This is a genomic window from Methylocystis sp. Se48 (assembly GCF_056269425.1).
The window spans coordinates 548,099-564,265 of the sequence record NZ_CM149850.1; the positions used below are offsets into that span (position 1 = coordinate 548,099).

The 16,167-nt window shown below is 66.5% G+C and carries 18 protein-coding genes and 1 pseudogene; 13 read left to right on the forward strand and 6 right to left on the reverse strand.

Annotated elements, in window-relative coordinates:
• Positions 1-118 precede the first annotated feature (118 nt).
• Both ACV959_RS02650 and ACV959_RS02655 read left to right on the forward strand, forming a co-directional pair.
• Entirely contained in the window at positions 119-586 is a 468-nt protein-coding gene (locus tag ACV959_RS02650) for a DUF2852 domain-containing protein (protein ID WP_475738377.1), read from the forward strand.
• A 162-nt stretch (positions 587-748) separates the two neighbouring features.
• The gene (locus ACV959_RS02655; RefSeq protein WP_475738378.1) at positions 749-1,642 is read left to right on the forward strand and encodes an extensin-like domain-containing protein; all 894 of its coding nucleotides are present in this window, start codon (positions 749-751) and stop codon (positions 1,640-1,642) included.
• Between the two features lie 15 nt (positions 1,643-1,657).
• Here ACV959_RS02655 and ACV959_RS02660 read toward each other — a convergent pair whose 3' ends face one another.
• From ACV959_RS02660 to ACV959_RS02670, 3 genes are all read right to left on the reverse strand, one after another.
• Entirely contained in the window at positions 1,658-2,206 is a 549-nt protein-coding gene (locus tag ACV959_RS02660; protein ID WP_475738379.1) for a hypothetical protein, read from the reverse strand.
• A 64-nt stretch (positions 2,207-2,270) separates the two neighbouring features.
• Positions 2,271-2,660: a DUF6460 domain-containing protein gene (locus ACV959_RS02665; RefSeq protein WP_475738380.1), complete on the reverse strand. Its 390-nt coding sequence runs from the start codon at positions 2,658-2,660 to the stop codon at positions 2,271-2,273.
• Positions 2,661-2,679: 19 nt separating this feature from the next.
• Positions 2,680-3,096: a hypothetical protein gene (locus ACV959_RS02670; protein ID WP_475738381.1), complete on the reverse strand. Its 417-nt coding sequence runs from the start codon at positions 3,094-3,096 to the stop codon at positions 2,680-2,682.
• A 176-nt stretch (positions 3,097-3,272) separates the two neighbouring features.
• On the opposite strand from ACV959_RS02670, the gene ACV959_RS02675 reads away from it, so the two are divergent.
• Together ACV959_RS02675 and ACV959_RS02680 are read left to right on the forward strand one after the other, a co-directional pair.
• Positions 3,273-3,698 carry an Hsp20 family protein gene (locus ACV959_RS02675; protein WP_475738382.1) on the forward strand — a complete coding sequence of 142 codons (426 nt, stop codon included), beginning with the start codon at positions 3,273-3,275 and terminating at the stop codon, positions 3,696-3,698.
• 175 nt (positions 3,699-3,873) lie between these two features.
• Positions 3,874-5,436, forward strand: coding sequence for an outer membrane protein (locus ACV959_RS02680; protein ID WP_475738383.1), 1,563 nt, complete (start codon positions 3,874-3,876; stop codon positions 5,434-5,436).
• Positions 5,437-5,442: 6 nt separating this feature from the next.
• Here the strand turns inward: ACV959_RS02680 and ACV959_RS02685 are convergent, their stop codons facing one another.
• The 3 genes from ACV959_RS02685 to ACV959_RS02695 all read right to left on the reverse strand — a co-directional run bounded on the left by ACV959_RS02685 (position 5,443) and on the right by ACV959_RS02695 (position 7,082).
• On the reverse strand, positions 5,443-6,273 hold the full coding sequence (locus tag ACV959_RS02685) for an FTR1 family iron permease (protein WP_475738384.1): 831 nt from the start codon (positions 6,271-6,273) through the stop codon (positions 5,443-5,445).
• Positions 6,274-6,276: 3 nt separating this feature from the next.
• On the reverse strand, positions 6,277-6,606 hold the full coding sequence (locus ACV959_RS02690; protein WP_475738385.1) for a cupredoxin domain-containing protein: 330 nt from the start codon (positions 6,604-6,606) through the stop codon (positions 6,277-6,279).
• 134 nt (positions 6,607-6,740) lie between these two features.
• Positions 6,741-7,082: a hypothetical protein gene (locus ACV959_RS02695; RefSeq protein ID WP_475738386.1), complete on the reverse strand. Its 342-nt coding sequence runs from the start codon at positions 7,080-7,082 to the stop codon at positions 6,741-6,743.
• Between the two features lie 243 nt (positions 7,083-7,325).
• Between ACV959_RS02695 and secE the strand changes: the two genes are divergently transcribed.
• From secE to ACV959_RS02740, 9 genes and pseudogenes are all read left to right on the forward strand, one after another.
• Complete coding sequence (gene secE / locus ACV959_RS02700) at positions 7,326-7,517, forward strand: preprotein translocase subunit SecE (protein ID WP_475738387.1); 192 nt, start codon at positions 7,326-7,328, stop codon at positions 7,515-7,517.
• A 24-nt stretch (positions 7,518-7,541) separates the two neighbouring features.
• Positions 7,542-8,072 (forward strand): transcription termination/antitermination protein NusG, encoded by a 531-nt coding sequence (nusG, locus tag ACV959_RS02705; RefSeq protein WP_475738388.1) that lies wholly within the window; start codon positions 7,542-7,544, stop codon positions 8,070-8,072.
• 174 nt (positions 8,073-8,246) lie between these two features.
• Complete coding sequence (gene rplK / locus ACV959_RS02710; protein ID WP_475738389.1) at positions 8,247-8,693, forward strand: 50S ribosomal protein L11; 447 nt, start codon at positions 8,247-8,249, stop codon at positions 8,691-8,693.
• Positions 8,694-8,697: 4 nt separating this feature from the next.
• A complete protein-coding gene (rplA, locus tag ACV959_RS02715; protein ID WP_475738390.1) occupies positions 8,698-9,402 on the forward strand; it encodes a 50S ribosomal protein L1 in 705 nt (234 codons plus the stop codon).
• Positions 9,403-9,944: 542 nt separating this feature from the next.
• Positions 9,945-10,829, forward strand: a complete 885-nt coding sequence (gene sucD / locus ACV959_RS02720) for a succinate--CoA ligase subunit alpha (protein ID WP_475738391.1) — start codon at positions 9,945-9,947, stop codon at positions 10,827-10,829.
• A gap of 142 nt (positions 10,830-10,971) precedes the next feature.
• A complete protein-coding gene (locus ACV959_RS02725; RefSeq protein WP_475738392.1) occupies positions 10,972-13,971 on the forward strand; it encodes a 2-oxoglutarate dehydrogenase E1 component in 3,000 nt (999 codons plus the stop codon).
• Positions 13,972-14,017: 46 nt separating this feature from the next.
• Positions 14,018-15,262, forward strand: coding sequence for a 2-oxoglutarate dehydrogenase complex dihydrolipoyllysine-residue succinyltransferase (odhB, locus tag ACV959_RS02730; RefSeq protein ID WP_475738393.1), 1,245 nt, complete (start codon positions 14,018-14,020; stop codon positions 15,260-15,262).
• 138 nt (positions 15,263-15,400) lie between these two features.
• Positions 15,401-15,673, forward strand: coding sequence for a BQ00720 family protein (locus ACV959_RS02735; protein ID WP_475738394.1), 273 nt, complete (start codon positions 15,401-15,403; stop codon positions 15,671-15,673).
• 80 nt (positions 15,674-15,753) lie between these two features.
• Positions 15,754-16,053, forward strand: a pseudogene (locus tag ACV959_RS02740) (Rieske (2Fe-2S) protein); the annotation flags it as partial.
• Between the last annotated feature and the right edge of the window lie 114 nt (positions 16,054-16,167).

Genomic DNA, 16,167 nt, shown 5'->3' on the forward strand with positions numbered 1-16,167 from the left:
CGGAGGCGCCGCCGACATCGTCGATGCCGACGCTAAACTTGCGAAAACCAATGTTAATGTGTATAACATTTACATCGGCGGCCGGGCGACCGGGGCCGGGCGTCAACTGGAGCCAAACATGAGCTGCGATCGTTATTCCCGAATGTCCTCGTCCTCTGCCTGGGGGCGTCAGGGAGGATGCGCGCATTGGAGGCCGTTCGAAGTCGCGGCCGTCGTCATCGGCTTTTTCATCTTCTGGCCGATCGGCCTTGCGCTTCTGCTGATGAAGCTCTGGGGCCGGAGCTTTGGCCATGAGGGGGATCTCTTCTCCTTCGCGGCGGAACAGGGCGCCAGGGTGCGCAGCGCCTTTGCCGATGCGTCGCGCGAGAGCGCCGCCGGCTGGGCCGGCCCGTCTTTCATGCGTTCGACCGGCAATGTCGCTTTCGACGAGTGGCGCGAAGGCGAACTCGTGCGGCTCGAGGAGGAGCGCCGCAAGCTCGCCGAGGCCGAGCGCGAATTCGCCGAACACATCGCCGAACTGCGCCGCGCCCGCGATCGCGAGGAGTTCGACAGTTTTATGCGCGCCCGCAAGGGTAACGCGCAATAACCGCGCAATAACCCCGCCAACTTGGCAATGAGGCGAGGAAGTGGCCGGCTTGGCGCCGGCCACATCTCTTTATGCGGCCGCCGGGCGACAGGCGCGGAATATTTCGACGTTAACTAAATTTTTCGACCGCCGGTTAATCGGCTCTTCGCCATTCTGCGCGGCATGTTCGTCCGCGTCTCTCTTCTCCTCCTGTTGCTCGCTGCGACGCTTGTGGGCTGTTCCGTCCCCTTCAAGCCGCAGCGCCCGGCCTGGCGCACGCACGCCGAGAACGCCTGCATCGCGCAGCGGCGCGTGCAGCCGTCAGAATGGATCGCGCTGGCCAACGAGGTCGACGGCCCCGGCATTTGCGGGCTGACCAAACCCTTCAAGGTGACGGCGCTGCAGGGCGGGACGGTCGCCTTCAACGCCACGGCGACGTTGGGCTGCCCGATGGTCGCGGAACTCGACCAATGGCTCGCAGACACGGTGCAGCCCGCCGCGCAGGCGCGTTTCGGAAGCCGCGTCGCGCAGATCAATTCCATGGGCTCCTACGCCTGCCGCGGCATGAACAATCAGCGCGGCGCGCAGCTTTCGGAACATTCCTTCGGCAATGCGCTGGATATCGGCGGCTTCGTGCTGGCGGACGGGCGGCAGATCTCGATCGTGAGAGACTGGTGGCGCGGCGACGACCAGACGCGGGCGTTTCTGATGGACGTGCACCGCGGCTCCTGCGGGCATTTCTCCACCGTGCTGTCGCCGGGCTCCAACGCCTTTCACTACAACCATATTCACGTCGATCTCGCGATGCGCGGCCGCTCCGGCCGCACGGTCTGCAAGCCCGCGCCGCAGGAGACGCCGCCGTCGGAGTCGCCGCTCGTCGCCATGCAGAACGTCAAGCCCGCTCCCGGCGAAGAGACGGACAACGATACGACCGGCAAGCCGCCGCTTTCGGCCTATGACGGCGGCGGAGAGGGGCTCGGGCCCGTCAACGCGCCCGAAGAGCCGCTCCCGCCGCGCCGCGAGGACATGAGCGCAGGCGAGGCCGACCTGACGTCGAGCATTGCGAAGCGGAAATAGGAGAGGCGACGGGCGTCAGAGATCGAAGCGGACGAAGCCGATCAAGGGCGTCGCGGCGGCTTCGGCGCGATCGAGATCGAGCGCGTCCTCGACGACGCCGCAAATCTCGCCGAGGAGATCGCGCTCGTCGTCGGGCTCGCCGAGGGCGACCTCGAATTTGGGCCGGGTGTCCTCCACCCGGACTTTCATGACGTCGCCCGTCTCAAGCGCGCTCAGGAGAACCGCGAAACGTTCCGTCGGCGTCGCGCCCGCTCGCGGCTCCAGGGCAAGGCAAAGGGCGAAGTAGAAGCGCCCGTCGTCGGCCGTCTCCACCTGCGCCGCGGCCGCCTCGCCGCCGATGAAGGGGAGCAGGCCGAATCCTTCGGTCCTTCTCACGACCAGCGCCGGCGAGACATAGGCGCGCGCGCCGCCCCCCGCCGGATCCTCGAAGCTCGCGGGGCAACCGAGATGGGCGGTCAGCCGCTCCGCGAGCAGTCCCGGCAGACGCTGATAATCGAGGCGCAGACGGTCTGCCTCGACCCGGTAGCGACAATACTGGTCGCGTAAATCGTCGTAACGGGACATGGCCGGAATCTCTTTCGATCTCTTTCGCGGCCGGCGCGCGGGGCCGGCGGTCGGAAAAGGCGGTCTACCGCCGGGCGCCCACGTTCATCAGCCGGAGCACGAACCAGGCGGGCACGACGAACACGGCGCCGGCGAGCACATAGCTCGCGAGTTCCTTCAACGCGCCGAAGCCCAGCGCGTAGATGCGGTCGAAAAAAGCCTGCACGCCGCGCAGAATGTCCATTGGCCTCAGTTCGAGCCACATCAGCAGCGCGCCGACGACGAGCGAGATGAAGAACAGACGGACCGCGACATTGAGCGGCGAGCCGCCGAGAAAATTTTCGAGCGCGTTTTTTGACGCCATGGGTTCGGGTTCCGTTTCGGCAGAGCCGGGAAGGGAAATATACGGGCGCTCTGGGCGCTCGGGCTTCTTGTCGAGATGCGGCCAGTTGGCGAAAGGGCCCTGGTCTGTCATACGCGCGCGTCTCCTGCGCTCATTGCGCGCCTCCCGACGGCGCTTCCTCCTTGAAGAGCCGCATTATGCGTCGCAGGAAACGCTCGGTAAAGGAGAGGGCGCGCTCGAAATCCTGCTCGCTGGGGAGCGCCGACGGCCCCTGCGGCGCGCCGCCCGCGGCTTTGAGGCGGGCGTTTTCCGCGCGCAGGCGCTCGATCTCGGCCTCTAACGCCGCGCGTTCGTCGGCGCCGAGCCGACAGACCGCGACGCCGTCCTTCACCGAGCAGAAGGAGAGCGCGCCGGTGTCCCTGTGCATGCGCAGGAATCCGCCGTCGGTGGGCTGAAGCGTGAAACGGTCGCCCTCGGGCGCGACGATCGACGGCGTTGCCTCCGCCAGCGCGGATAGCGGCGCGAGCGTGAGCGAAACCAGCGCCAGTCGCAATGGAAAAAAGAGCATCACGGCCGCCCGGGCGCGAGGAGAGACCGACGGCAGATGGGGATTGCCGCGGCCGGCGTCAATGATCCCGCCGGATCGAAGCGCCCCTTGATCGGGACGGCGCCCTCGGCCATAAATTGCGCGCCGGGACGCCCTGCGGGTCCCGCCGATATCGAGGCGCCAGAAGGGCTTCTGACATGTCGCGTCCGCCGCTCAATTCGCCGTTTCTTCTCGGGTTCGACGAAATAGAACGGGCGCTCGACCGCGTCACGAGAAGCGGCGCCGACGGCTATCCGCCCTACAACATCGAGCGCATTCCGCGCAGCGAGTCGGAGCCGGAGCGTTTGCGCATCACCCTCGCCGTCGCGGGATTCACGCGCGACCAGCTCGATGTGTCGCTCGAGGAAAACCAGCTTGTCATCCGCGGCCGCCAGGTCGAGGAGCGGGAGCGGCATTTCCTGCACCGCGGCATCGCCTCGCGCCAGTTCCAGCGCGCCTTCCTGCTCGCCGACGGAATGCAGGTGCTTGGCGCCGATCTCGTCAACGGCCTCCTGTCGGTCGATCTGGTGCGGCCCGAGCCGGAAAGGGTCGTCAAGAAAATCAACATCACGGCGCGCGACTGAGCCGCGCGCGGGCCTGCGGGCAAGCGCGTCGTTCTTGCAACAGCGCGGGATTTTCTGCGTGGAAAGCGCAACTTCCGGCGTGGCCTCATTGACGCTGGGGGCCTTGCCCTTAAAGAATTTCAGATGCGCCGCCGAACGCCGATTCGTCGGCCGCAGAACAGGAGATGTCGCCCTCATGAAGCTTGTCGCGACGGCTGTCGTCGCCGCGCTGCCCCTCGCCGCCGCGCCCGCCGTCGCGGCGCCGGCCGCCTTTACCTGGACCGGCTTCTACATCGGCGTGAACGGCGGCTTCGGCGGCGACGCCTGGGGCGCGCGGGATGCGCGGATTCCGGCGCTTTCTCTCGCGTTCCCGTGGCTCGCGGAGAGCCGGGACGTCTCGCGCGCCGCCGGATTCCTGTTCGGCGGACAGGCCGGCTACAACTACCGTTTCGAGAACCGCGTCGTGCTCGGCGTCGAGTCCGACATGCAGTGGAGCGATGTGCGGCGCGCGATCCAAGCCGTCGCGGCGCCGGCGCCCGTTCCCAGCTTCGTCTCCGCCGACGCGACGCGCGCGGCGCTGGACTGGTTTGGCACGACGCGCCTGCGCGTCGGCTACGCCATCGGACGTTTTCTCCCTTATGTCACGGCGGGCGTCGCCTATGGCGGCTTCGGCTCCGGCTGGGGCGGCGTCTCGGCGACGCCCCTCCTGGGCGTCGACCGCGTCGCCGCCAGCGCGACCAGCGCCACGCAGGTCGGCTGGACGGCGGGCGTCGGCGCCGAATACGCGCTCACCGGCAATCTCTCCCTAAAGACCGAATATCTCTATGCGGCCTTCGGCGGCTTCGGCGGGACGCTCGCCGTCGCGCATCCCTCCTTGATCGCGCCCGCCTTCTGGGAGGGCGGCTATTTCGCGAATGACGGCGTCGGCTTCCATTTCGTGCGCGCGGGCCTGAACTACCGCTTCATCGGCGGCGGCGAGGGGTTCGAGCCGCCGTCCTTCACCGTGCCGGGCGTCGACCCGCGCGACTGGACCGGGTTCTACGTCGGCGTCAACGGCGGTTATGGCGGCGGATCGGCGGACGCCCGCGACGTACGGGCGCAGGTCGGCGGTTTCGCGCCCCCCTCCGCCCTGGAGTCATTCGTATCGACGCGCGCGGGCGGTTTCGTCGCGGGCGCTCAGGCCGGCTACAATCATCAGTTGCCGAGCGGCTTCGTCGTCGGCGTCGAGACGGACGCGCAATGGAGCGGACTGCGCTGGAACGGCGCCCGATCGACGGTCGCGGCCACGCCCTTCTCCGCATCGGCCGCGCCCGGCGCCGGCGTCCACGGCTCGGTCGCCTGGTTCGGAACGACGCGGGCGCGCGTCGGCTACGCCTTCGACCGCGTTTTTCCTTATGTGACCGGCGGCGTCGCCTATGGGGAGGTCTCGGCCAGCGCGCAGAGCGGGAGCGTCACGGGCGCGACGGCGCTGGGCGCGGGTTTTGTCGACGCCTATGCCGCCGCCGCTTCCGCCGTGCAGGCGGGCTGGACCGTCGGCGGCGGACTCGAATACGCCGTCACGGACCAGCTCTCGTTGAAGACGGAATATGGCTATCTTTCGTTTGGCGGCGCGAGCGGCGGCGGCGGCGGCTCTCAGCTTGCGTCGACGCCCGGAGGCGCCATAGCCCTGCCGACCGTCGGCTCCCTCGCGACGCAGCCGCTCGGCCTGCATATGGTGCGCGCCGGCCTCAACTGGCGGCTCGGCGCGCCGCCGTTCTGACGGCCTTTACTCGGCCGGCGTCCGCATCGGCCGCTGAGCGTTCATCGCCGTCAGTCTGGTCGCCGCGGCGATGGCGGCGATCGTCGCCGCATAGACCACGACCTGCATGATCGACGGCTGGTCGGCGTAGCCGATCAGCGTATGCAGCACGCGGCCCGGGATGCTCTTGTCAGAGAGGAGCCAGGAAGTGTCCCACATCGTGTCCCCGAGCGCCGTGATCGTTCCCGCCTGTTGGAGGAAGGCGACCGCCTGCGCGGCAAGGCCGGCGGCGAGCAGGGTGATCAGCGCCGTCGTCACGGCGAAGAGTTTTTTCGGCGGGATCGACACCAGGCCGAAGAAGGTCGCGAGGCTTGTGAACGCGCCGAGCGCGAGCCCTGCGACGCCGCCCGCCAAAACGCCCCCCGCCGCCTCGCCGGAGGCGAGAACGCCATAGAGGAAAAGCGCGACCTCCGAACCCTCTCGCAGCACGGCGAGACCCACGACCGTCGCGAGGGCGAGAAGCGTCCGGTCGCCCCGCGCCACCGCCTTGCCGACGGCGGACAGTTCCTGCGCGAGCTCCTTGCCGTGTTTCGCCATCCAGATGTTGTGCCAGGCGAGCATGGCGACCGCGAGCATCAGCACGCCCGCGTTGAACAGCTCCTGACCGCTGCCCGCGAAGGCCCGGGACAATTGCTCCGCGAAGGCCGCGACCAAGATCGCGCCCGCGACTCCCGCCGCGACGCCGCCTGCGATGTAGCCGCGCGATCCCGCGACGTCGCGCGTGACCGCCGCGACGATGCCGATAATGAGGCCCGCTTCGATGGCCTCGCGAAAGACGATGATCAGCGCGCCGAGCATGGCTTATTCCACCACCACCTCGCCCTTGGCGCTGTCCTCGTGGAACTCGCCGACGAATTTGTAGCGCCCCGGCTTCAGGGGCCGCAGCTGGAACGACGCCTCGCCGCCGGCGGGCACGACCTTTTCGATGCGAAGGGGTTTGGATTCGAATTCTTCCGGCGTCGCATCCAGATTTTTCACGACGAGCGTCGCCGCCTTGTCGGCGGCGATCTTCAGTTCCAAGGGATCGAACTTGTGGTCCTTGATCGTGAGCGTATAGGTCTCGGCCGAAGCCGCGCCCGCGAGCGCCGTCGCGAAGCCCAATCCCAAAACCGCCGCCGCCCGTTTCATCATGCGCTCATTTCCCTCTGTGTCGCTTCGATTAGCAACGTAGGGACCAGCGGCAAAAGCGTCAAAGGGCCTAGTCTGGATTGTTTCCAGAGTGACTTCCGACGCTTTTGCGACGGCGGCGTGTCGCTTTTCCGACCTCAGCCGCCGGGATAGCCGTGGCGCGCCTTGGAGGCGCGGACGAGAGAGATCGCCTTGGCGTCCTGGCCCGCGGCGCAGGCGTCGGCGGCCTGCGAAATCTCGCCCTGAATCTGGTCGTAAACGCCCTTGTTCACATGCCCCATGGAAAGGTCGTTCTCGATCACCGCCTTGTAGCGGCTGACGGCGGCCGAGCAGCCGGCGCCCTCAGGGAGCGTGAGGCTCGACGGCGCCGGGCGCAGCGGACCGACCGGGTCGACCACGGGCTGCGGCTGGCGGTTGGCGTTGCAGGCCGAGAGCGCCGCGGCGGCGGCGAGGGCGGCGAGGGAAGCGGAAAGGCGCATGTCGTCCTCCGAAACGGCTGGGGCTGTGGGCGTCAGTCTTTACGGTGGAGCCGGCGGCGGGGCAATCGGGAGATGGCGCGCCGCCCGCGTCGACCGGGCGGCGGCTCTTCCTTGTATATTTTGTCCTTGGCGACCGGGGCGCGAGCCGTTATAACGCAATTCGCGTGGCGCGCGGCCGGAAGGCCCCGCGCCGCGACTGTTTTACGGCGCGCCGCGCGCGCCACCTGAAAGCCGGGCAAGCGAATGGTCAATCCGTTTCAATTCCTGCAGGAAGTCCGCGCCGAGGCGAACAAGGTCACCTGGCCCACCCGCCGCGAGACCATGATCACGACCGGCCTCGTGATCCTCATGGTGCTTTTCGCCAGCCTGTTCTTCGTCGTGGTCGATTCGGCCCTGCGCTTCCTCGTCGGCCTGATGCTGCGCGCCGGTCAGTAAATTCCACGCATCGGAGCACCGCCCATGGCCATGCGCTGGTATATCGTCCACGCCTATTCGAACTTCGAGAAGAAGGTCGCCGAGGCGATCCGCGAGGGCGCCGCGCAGCGGGGCCTGACCGAGGCTTTCGAGGAAATCCTCGTGCCGACCGAGCAGGTGGTCGAAGTGCGCCGCGGGCGCAAGGTCTCCACCGAGCGCAAGTTCTTTCCCGGCTATGTGCTGGTGAAGTGCAACCTCACGGACCCGGTTTTCTCGCTCATCAAGAATACGCCCAAGGTCACGGGCTTCCTTGGCGCGGACAACAAGCCCATGCCGATCTCCGAAGAGGAGGCCATGCGCATCAAGGGCCAGGTCGCGGAAGGCGTGGAGCGGCCCAAGCCCACGATCAGCTTCGAGGTGGGCGAGACGGTGCGCGTCGCGGACGGCCCCTTCGCCTCCTTCAACGGCCTCGTCGAGGAAGTCGACGAAGCCCGCTCGCGCCTCAAGGTCGCGGTGTCCATTTTCGGCCGCCCGACGCCGGTGGAGCTGGAGTTCGGGCAGGTGGAGAAGGTTTGATGATTTTCGCCTCCCCTTCGAGGGGAAGCGGGAAGACCCGGTCCCGTCAGGGAAAGGGACAAAACGTGGCGGGTCCGCCCCGGCGCCATCGGGGAGCGCGGATCGGACCACGAACTGCAACCGGCGCCGGCTGGCCCCTGCGGCCTGCCGCGCGTCATTCGTTGGAGAAAGCAAATGGCGAAGAAAATTGCCGGCTACATAAAGCTGCAAGTGCCGGCCGGCGCGGCGAATCCCTCGCCGCCCATCGGGCCCGCGCTGGGTCAGCGCGGCCTGAACATCATGGAGTTCTGCAAGGCGTTCAACGCTAAGACGGCGCAGATGGAGAAGGGGATGCCCATCCCCGTCATCATCACCGCCTATCAGGACCGCTCCTTCACCTTCGAGATGAAGCAGCCGCCGGTCTCCTTCTTCCTGAAGAAGGCCGTGGGCCTGAAGATCGGCAAGAAGCCGGCGTCGGGCTCCAAGACTCCCGGGCGCAATGTCGTCGGCAAGGTGACCAAGGCGCAGATTCGCGAGATCGCGGAAAAGAAGATGCCCGATCTCAACTGCTCCTCGGTCGAATCCGCAATGTCGATGATCGAAGGCTCGGCCCGCGCGATGGGCCTCCAGGTGGTGGAGTAAGACCATGGCGCATGTCGGAAAACGCATCAAGAAGGCCCGCGAGAGCGTCGAGCGCACCAAGCTCTACCCCATCGACGACGCGGTGAAGCTCGTTCGCAGCAACGCCAAGGCCAAGTTCGACGAATCGGTCGAGATCGCCATGAATCTCGGCGTCGACCCCAAGCACGCCGACCAGATGGTGCGCGGCGTGGTCAATCTGCCGAACGGCACCGGCCGCGTCCTGCGCGTCGGCGTCTTCGCGCGCGGCGCCAAGGCTGACGAAGCCAAGGCCGCGGGCGCGGACGTCGTCGGCGCCGAGGACCTGGTCAACATCGTCCAGGGCGGCACGATCGAATTCGATCGCTGCATCGCCACCCCGGACATGATGCCGCTCGTCGGCCGTCTCGGCAAGGTGCTCGGCCCGCGCGGCATGATGCCGAACCCGAAGGTCGGCACGGTGACCATGGACGTCGCCGGCGCGGTGAAGGCCTCCAAGGGCGGCGCCGTCGAGTTCCGCGTCGAGAAGGCGGGCATCGTGCAGGGCACGGTCGGCAAGGCCTCCTTCGACGACGGCAAGCTCGTCGAGAACATCAAGGCCTTCGTCGACGCTGTCGCCAAGGCCAAGCCAACGGGCGCCAAGGGCACATACATTCAGCGCGTCGCCATCAGCTCGACCCAGGGGCCGGGCGTGAAGGTGGACGTGGCGACCCTCGGCGCGACCACGGCGTGAGGGTTGTAAGCGGTCTCAGATTTGAAGCCGGCGGGGCGACCCGCCGGCTTTTTCTATGCAAAATCAACTTTGATGATGTTGTTCGCGGAATGTTTGTTGCCATTGAGCGAGTATGCGATTCGCGACGACGGCTTGGGGGCTCGTATGGGGAAAGATGAGCGAAACGCCCAGATTAAAAAAGAGCACGATGAAGGAGCCAGTTACGCGCGCTTGGCCCGGAAGTTTTAGATAAATGCAGAACGAGTCCGGCAGATAGTTTCGCGTCTGGAACGACAACAAAAAAGCAGCCCACTGGAACAATCTCAACGACGGCGATAAGGGCTTCTGAAGCTAGCCTTTAGCGACGCGGTTCTGCTCTTGCCGCCAATTTAATCGCGGCCCCTTGCCGCATGTGCGTCTTCCTTGCGCTTTCCGCCTTGTAAGGGGGCGTCGTTCCCAATAGTTTGGCGGCGCGAAATTCGCGGCGCGAGGCCGGTCCGCCTTGTCGGGGGAGCCGGTTCCTTGCGCTTTCCGCGCCGCCCTTTCTCTTTAGGAATCGCCGTATGTCCGTCCTGATCGACAAGAACACCAAGGTCATCACCCAGGGTTTCACCGGCAAGACCGCCACCTTCCACTCGGAGCAGGCGATCGCCTATGGAACCAAGATGGTCGGCGGCGTGTCTCCGGGCAAAGGCGGCTCCACCCATCTCGGCCTGCCCGTGTTCGACACGGTGGCGGAGGCCCGCGCCAGAACCGGGGCCGACGCCTCGGTCGTCTATGTTCCGCCGCCGGGCGCGGCCGACGCCATCTGCGAGGCGATCGACGCCGAAATCCCGCTGATCGTCTGCATCACCGAGGGCGTGCCGGTGCAGGACATGATCCGCGTCAAGCGTTCCCTCGCGGGCTCGAAGTCGCGCCTCATCGGCCCGAACTGCCCGGGCGTGGTCACAGCGGGCGAGAGCAAGATCGGCATCATGCCAGGCAATATATTTTCCAAGGGTTCGGTCGGCGTGGTCTCGCGCTCCGGCACGCTGACCTATGAGGCGGTCTTCCAGACGACCCGAGAGGGCCTCGGCCAGACCTCGGCCGTCGGCATTGGCGGCGATCCCGTCAAGGGCACCGACTTCATCGAGGTGCTGGAGCTGTTCCTGGCCGACGAGGCCACGAAGTCGATCATCATGATCGGCGAGATCGGCGGCTCGGCCGAAGAGGAAGCGGCCCAATTCTTGAAAGACGAGGCGAAGCGCGGCCGCAAGAAGCCCATGGTGGGCTTCATCGCGGGCCGCACGGCGCCTCCCGGCCGCCGCATGGGCCACGCCGGCGCCATCATTTCGGGCGGCAAGGGCGACGCGGAGAGCAAGATCGCGGCGATGGAGTCGGCCGGCATCCGCGTGTCGCCGTCTCCGGCCCGCCTGGGCAAGACCCTGGTCGAGGTGCTCAAAGGTTAGGCGCTGCTGCGCCCTTCCTTGCCGCCTCGGAGAACTTAGATGAAGGTCGTCGCCGCTTTTGGCGGCGCCCCAAACAAGCCTTCGGCGGCGCGCGGGCGGACTCGCTGACGCGCCGTCGTCGGCCTCGAGAGAAGCGAGACTTATGGCGCGTCTTGAAACTGATGGCGTGGCCGGACCGGCGGCTCCCGGCGGCCCGTGCACTGCGCAAAATCACGGCTTCGCAACCACTTCATTTCTCCAGGGCGCCAACGCCGCCTATATCGAGAGCCTTCTCGACGCCTACGAGGCCGACCCCTCCTCGGTCAGCCCGGAATGGGCGAGGTTCTTTTCAGAGATGGGCGTCGTCCCCGGCGCCGCGCAGGCTTCCGGCCCCGCCGCTTCCGGCCCCTCCTGGGCGCGCCGCGACTGGCCGCCCGCGGCCAATGGCGAATGGGTGAGCGCGCTCACTGGCGATTATCCCGCCCCCAAGCCCGCCCCTGCGGCAAAGGGCGCGCCCGTCCCGCCGCCCACGGCCGCGACGGCCGAGGAAATTCAACGGGCGACGCGCGATTCGGTGCGCGCGCTGATGATGATCCGCGCCTATCGCATGCGCGGACATCTCCACGCCAATCTCGATCCGCTCGGTCTCGAACAGCGCCTCGACCATGGCGAACTGCATCCGGAGACCTACGGCTTCAAGGACGAGGATTACGACCGCAAGATTTTTATCGACGGGGTTCTGGGCCTTCAGTCAGCCAGCCTCTTCGAAATGATCACGATCCTGAGGCGCACCTATTGCGGCTCGATCGGCTTCGAATTCATGCATATCTCCAATCCCGAGGAGAAAGCCTGGCTGCAGGCGCGCATCGAGGGCCCGAAGAAAGAGATCGTCTTCACAGATCAGGGCAAGCGCGCGATCTACAATAAGCTCGTCGAGGCGGAAGGCTTCGAGAAATTCCTCGACGTCAAATATACGGGCACCAAGCGCTTCGGCCTCGACGGCGCGGAGTCGATGGTTCCGGCGCTGGAGCAGATCATCAAACGCGGCGGCGCGCTCGGCGTTAAGGAGATCGTCATCGGCATGGCCCATCGCGGGCGCCTCAATGTGCTCTGCCAGGTGATGGGGAAGCCCCACCGCGCGCTCTTCCATGAGTTCAAGGGCGGGTCCTTCCTGCCCGACGAAGTGGAAGGCTCGGGCGACGTCAAATACCACCTCGGCGCCTCGTCCGATCGAGAATTCGACGGCAACAAGGTCCATCTGTCGCTCACCGCCAATCCGTCGCATCTCGAAATCGTCGATCCCGTGGTTCTTGGAAAGGTGCGCGCCAAGCAGGATCAGCATGGCGGCGACCGCCGCGCGGTGCTGCCGCTGCTCATTCACGGCGACGCGGCCTTCGCAGGGCAGGGCGTCGTGGCCGAGTGCTTCGGCCTCTCGGGGCTCAAGGGCCATCGCACCGGCGGCTCCGTGCATTTCATCATCAACAATCAGATCGGTTTCACCACCTATCCGCGCTTCTCCCGCTCCTCGCCCTATCCCTCGGACGTGGCGAAGATGGTCGAGGCGCCGATCTTCCATGTGAATGGCGACGACCCGGAAGCGGTGGTTTTCGCGGCGCGCGTCGCAACGGAGTTCCGCCAGCAGTTCCAGAAGCCCGTCGTGATCGACATGTGGTGCTACCGCCGCTTCGGCCATAATGAGGGCGACGAGCCGAGTTTCACCCAGCCGCTGATGTACAAGAAAATCCGCGCGCATCGGACGACGCTCGATCTCTATGGCGAGAAACTCGCGGCGGAGGGGCAGCTTTCGAGGGCCGACGCCGACAAGATGAAGGAGGAATGGCGCGCGAAACTTGAAGCGGAATTCGAGGCGAGCCAATCCTACAAGCCGAACAAGGCCGACTGGCTAGATGGGCGCTGGGCGGGGATGAAGCCCGGCTACCAGGCGACCGAGGACGAGCGCAAGGGCAAGACCGGCGCGCCGCTCGAATCGTTGCGGGAGATCGGCGCGAAGCTCACCACGACGCCGCCGGACTTCCGACTGCACCGAACCATCCAGCGGTTTCTGGACAATCGCCGGAGCGCGATCGAGGAGGGTCAGGCGATCGACTGGGCGACGGCGGAGGCGCTCGCCTTCGGCACGCTGCTTTCCGAGGGCTACAACGTCCGTCTGTCGGGACAGGATTGCGAGCGCGGAACTTTCTCGCAGCGTCACAGCGTGCTGATCGATCAGGAGACCGAAGCCCGCTACATTCCCTTCGACCACATCGCGTCCGCCCAGGGGAGGTTCGAGGTCATCAATTCGATGCTCTCGGAAGAAGCCGTGCTCGGCTTCGAATATGGCTATTCGCTCGCCGAGCCCGATGCGCTCGTGCTCTGGGAGGCGCAGTTCGGCGATTTCGCCAATGGCGCCCAGGTCGTCTTCGACCAGTTCCTGTCGGCCGGCGAACGCAAATGGCTGCGCATGTCGGGCCTCGTCTGCCTGCTGCCGCACGGCTACGAGGGCCAGGGGCCGGAGCACTCCTCCGCGCGGCTCGAGCGGTACCTGCAGCTCTGCGCCGAAGACAATATGCAGGTCGCGAACTGCTCGACGCCGGCGAACTACTTCCACATCTTGCGCCGCCAGCTTCACCGCAACATGCGCAAGCCGCTCATTCTGATGACGCCGAAATCGCTTCTGCGTCACAAGCGCTGCGTCTCGCGGCTGGGCGAAATGGGCATGGCGTCGAGCTTCCAGCGCATCCTGCTCGACGACGGCGAAACGCACGAGACGGCGACGCTGAAGCCGGACGAGCAAATCCGCCGCGTCGTTCTGTGCACCGGCAAGGTCTACTACGATCTGCTGGAAGACCGCGAGAAGCGTGGGATCGACGACGTCTACCTGCTGCGCGTCGAGCAACTTTATCCCTTCCCGCTGAAGAGCCTCGTCACGGCCCTTTCGCGGTTCAGAAACGCAGAGGTCGTCTGGTGCCAGGAGGAGCCGAAGAACATGGGCTCCTGGTTCTTCGTGGACCCCTATCTCGAATGGGTGCTTGGGCAGGTTGGCGGCAAGGCGAAGCGCGCGCGTTATGTGGGCCGCCCCGCTTCGGCCTCCACGGCGGCGGGAACGATGTCGAAACATCTCGCGCAGCTCAAGGCCTTCCTCGACGACGCCTTCGCCCCCTGACCTTCGCGCTTCCCTTTTTTGCGCCATTTGACGAAACGAGATCGCAATGACTGAAATTCGCGTTCCGACGCTCGGCGAATCCGTCACCGAAGCGACGATCGGCCGCTGGTTCAAGAAGGCCGGCGACGTGGTGCGCGCCGACGAGGCCCTGGCTGAACTTGAGACCGACAAGGTGACGCTCGAAGTGAATGCGCCCGCGGCGGGCGTGCTCGCCGAGATCGTCGCCCAGGAGGGCGAGACGGTGACGCCCGGCGCGTTGCTCGGGCAGATCACGCCCGGCGCCGCCGCCGCGGCTTCTACGCCCGCGCCGGCGGGGAAAGCCGCGGCTCCAGCCGCGCCGGCCGCCATCGCGCCGGCGCCTCGGCCCGCTCCCGCGCCTGCGCCCGCTACGGCCATGCCGCCGTCGCCCGCCGCCGCCAAGATCGCCGCGGAGAAGGGCGTCGACGTCTCGCAGATCGCGGGCTCCGGCAAACGCGGTCAGGCGCTGAAATCCGACGTCATCGATTTCGCCGCGCGCGCTCCCGCGCCGGCGGCGCCCGTCGTCGAACCGCCGCCGCCCGCGCCCCGCGCCCCCGTTCCGCAGGAAGACGCCGCCCGCGAGGAGCGCGTGAAGATGACGCGCCTGCGCCAGACGATCGCGCGCCGCCTCAAGGAAGCGCAGAACGTCGCGGCCATGCTCACGACCTTCAACGAGGTCGACATGTCGGCGCTGATCGCGCAGCGCAACAAATACAAGGATCTCTTCGAGAAAAAGCACGGTGTGAAGCTCGGCTTCATGAGCTATTTCGTGAAGGCCTGCTGTCAGGCGCTCGAGGAAATCCCCGCCGTCAACGCCGAGATCGACGGGACCGACATCGTCTACAAGCGCTTCTGCCACATCGGCGTGGCGGTCGGCACCGACAAGGGCCTCGTCGTGCCGGTGGTGCGCGACGCCGACCGCATGTCGCTCGCCGAGATCGAGAAGGCGATCGCCGCGCTGGGCAGGAAGGCGCGCGACGGCGCGCTCGACATCTCCGACCTTCAGGGCGGCACCTTCACCATTTCGAATGGCGGCGTATATGGTTCGCTCATGTCCACGCCGATCCTCAACGCCCCGCAATCCGGCATTCTCGGCATGCACAAGATCCAGGAGCGTCCGGTGGCGGTGGACGGCAGGATCGAAATCCGTCCAATGATGTATCTGGCGCTTTCCTACGATCACCGCATCGTCGACGGCAAGGAGGCCGTGACCTTCCTCGTGCGCGTCAAGGAGACGCTCGAGGATCCCGGCCGTCTGGCGCTGGCGCTTTAGCCCCGTTGCGCCCGCCCCCGGCGAGGGGCGTGGGCGGGCGCCCCTTTAAATCGATTGAAAGCGCCACACATCTGTCATCGAGACGCGCTGCGCGGCAGGCGTCGCAAGGCGGTCTTACAGGACGCCGAGGAGGAGTGAATGGACGCTGACAAGACATCCGTCGAACGCAAGGCGCCCCCGCTGACGCCGGAGCAGTTCGCAAATCTGGGAGATGGGAGCATCGCCTATGTGAAGGCGATGCGGTCGGAGGACGTGAATCGTCTTTATCCGCAGGCCCCGCGCATTCAGCCGGGACTGACAGTATTCGCGCTCATCGGCGCGGACGGGGCTCCCATTCTGCTCGCCGACTCTCAGGAAGGCGCCATCGGCAACGCCAGAGAAAACGACCTGGAGATGGTGAGTCTGCATTGAAGCGTGCGGGCCGCCCCGGCGCCAGTTGCTGAAAGGCCGGGAAATCGCTTCCATCGGCGGGGCGTCGCGCGCGCCCCGCGATGGAGAACGGCATATCGGAAACCGAAATCTTCGCCCTCTGTCACGTCAATGACGTCGCCAAGCGCGGCGCGGCCGGCTTCGTGCTCGCGCGGCGCGGCGAAACCGCCGTCTCTCCCGTTCCGGTCTTCGTCGTGCGGCAGGGCAAGGCCCCTCACGCTTATGTGATCCGCTGCCCGGATCAGGGATCGCGGATCGACTTTCAGCCGGGACAATTTCTGGACCAGGACCGCCGCGCCATCGTGTGCGGAAAACATGGCGGGCTGTTCGAGATCGCGACCGGCCGGTGCGACGACGGCCCCTGCGTCGGCGCCTCGCTCGAAAAGATCGCCGTCGTCGTCGATGGCGACGACTTCTGCGTCGCGGGCGTGGGGCGCGCCGAGGAAGACGGTCTCGACCGGCCCGAAAATGACGAA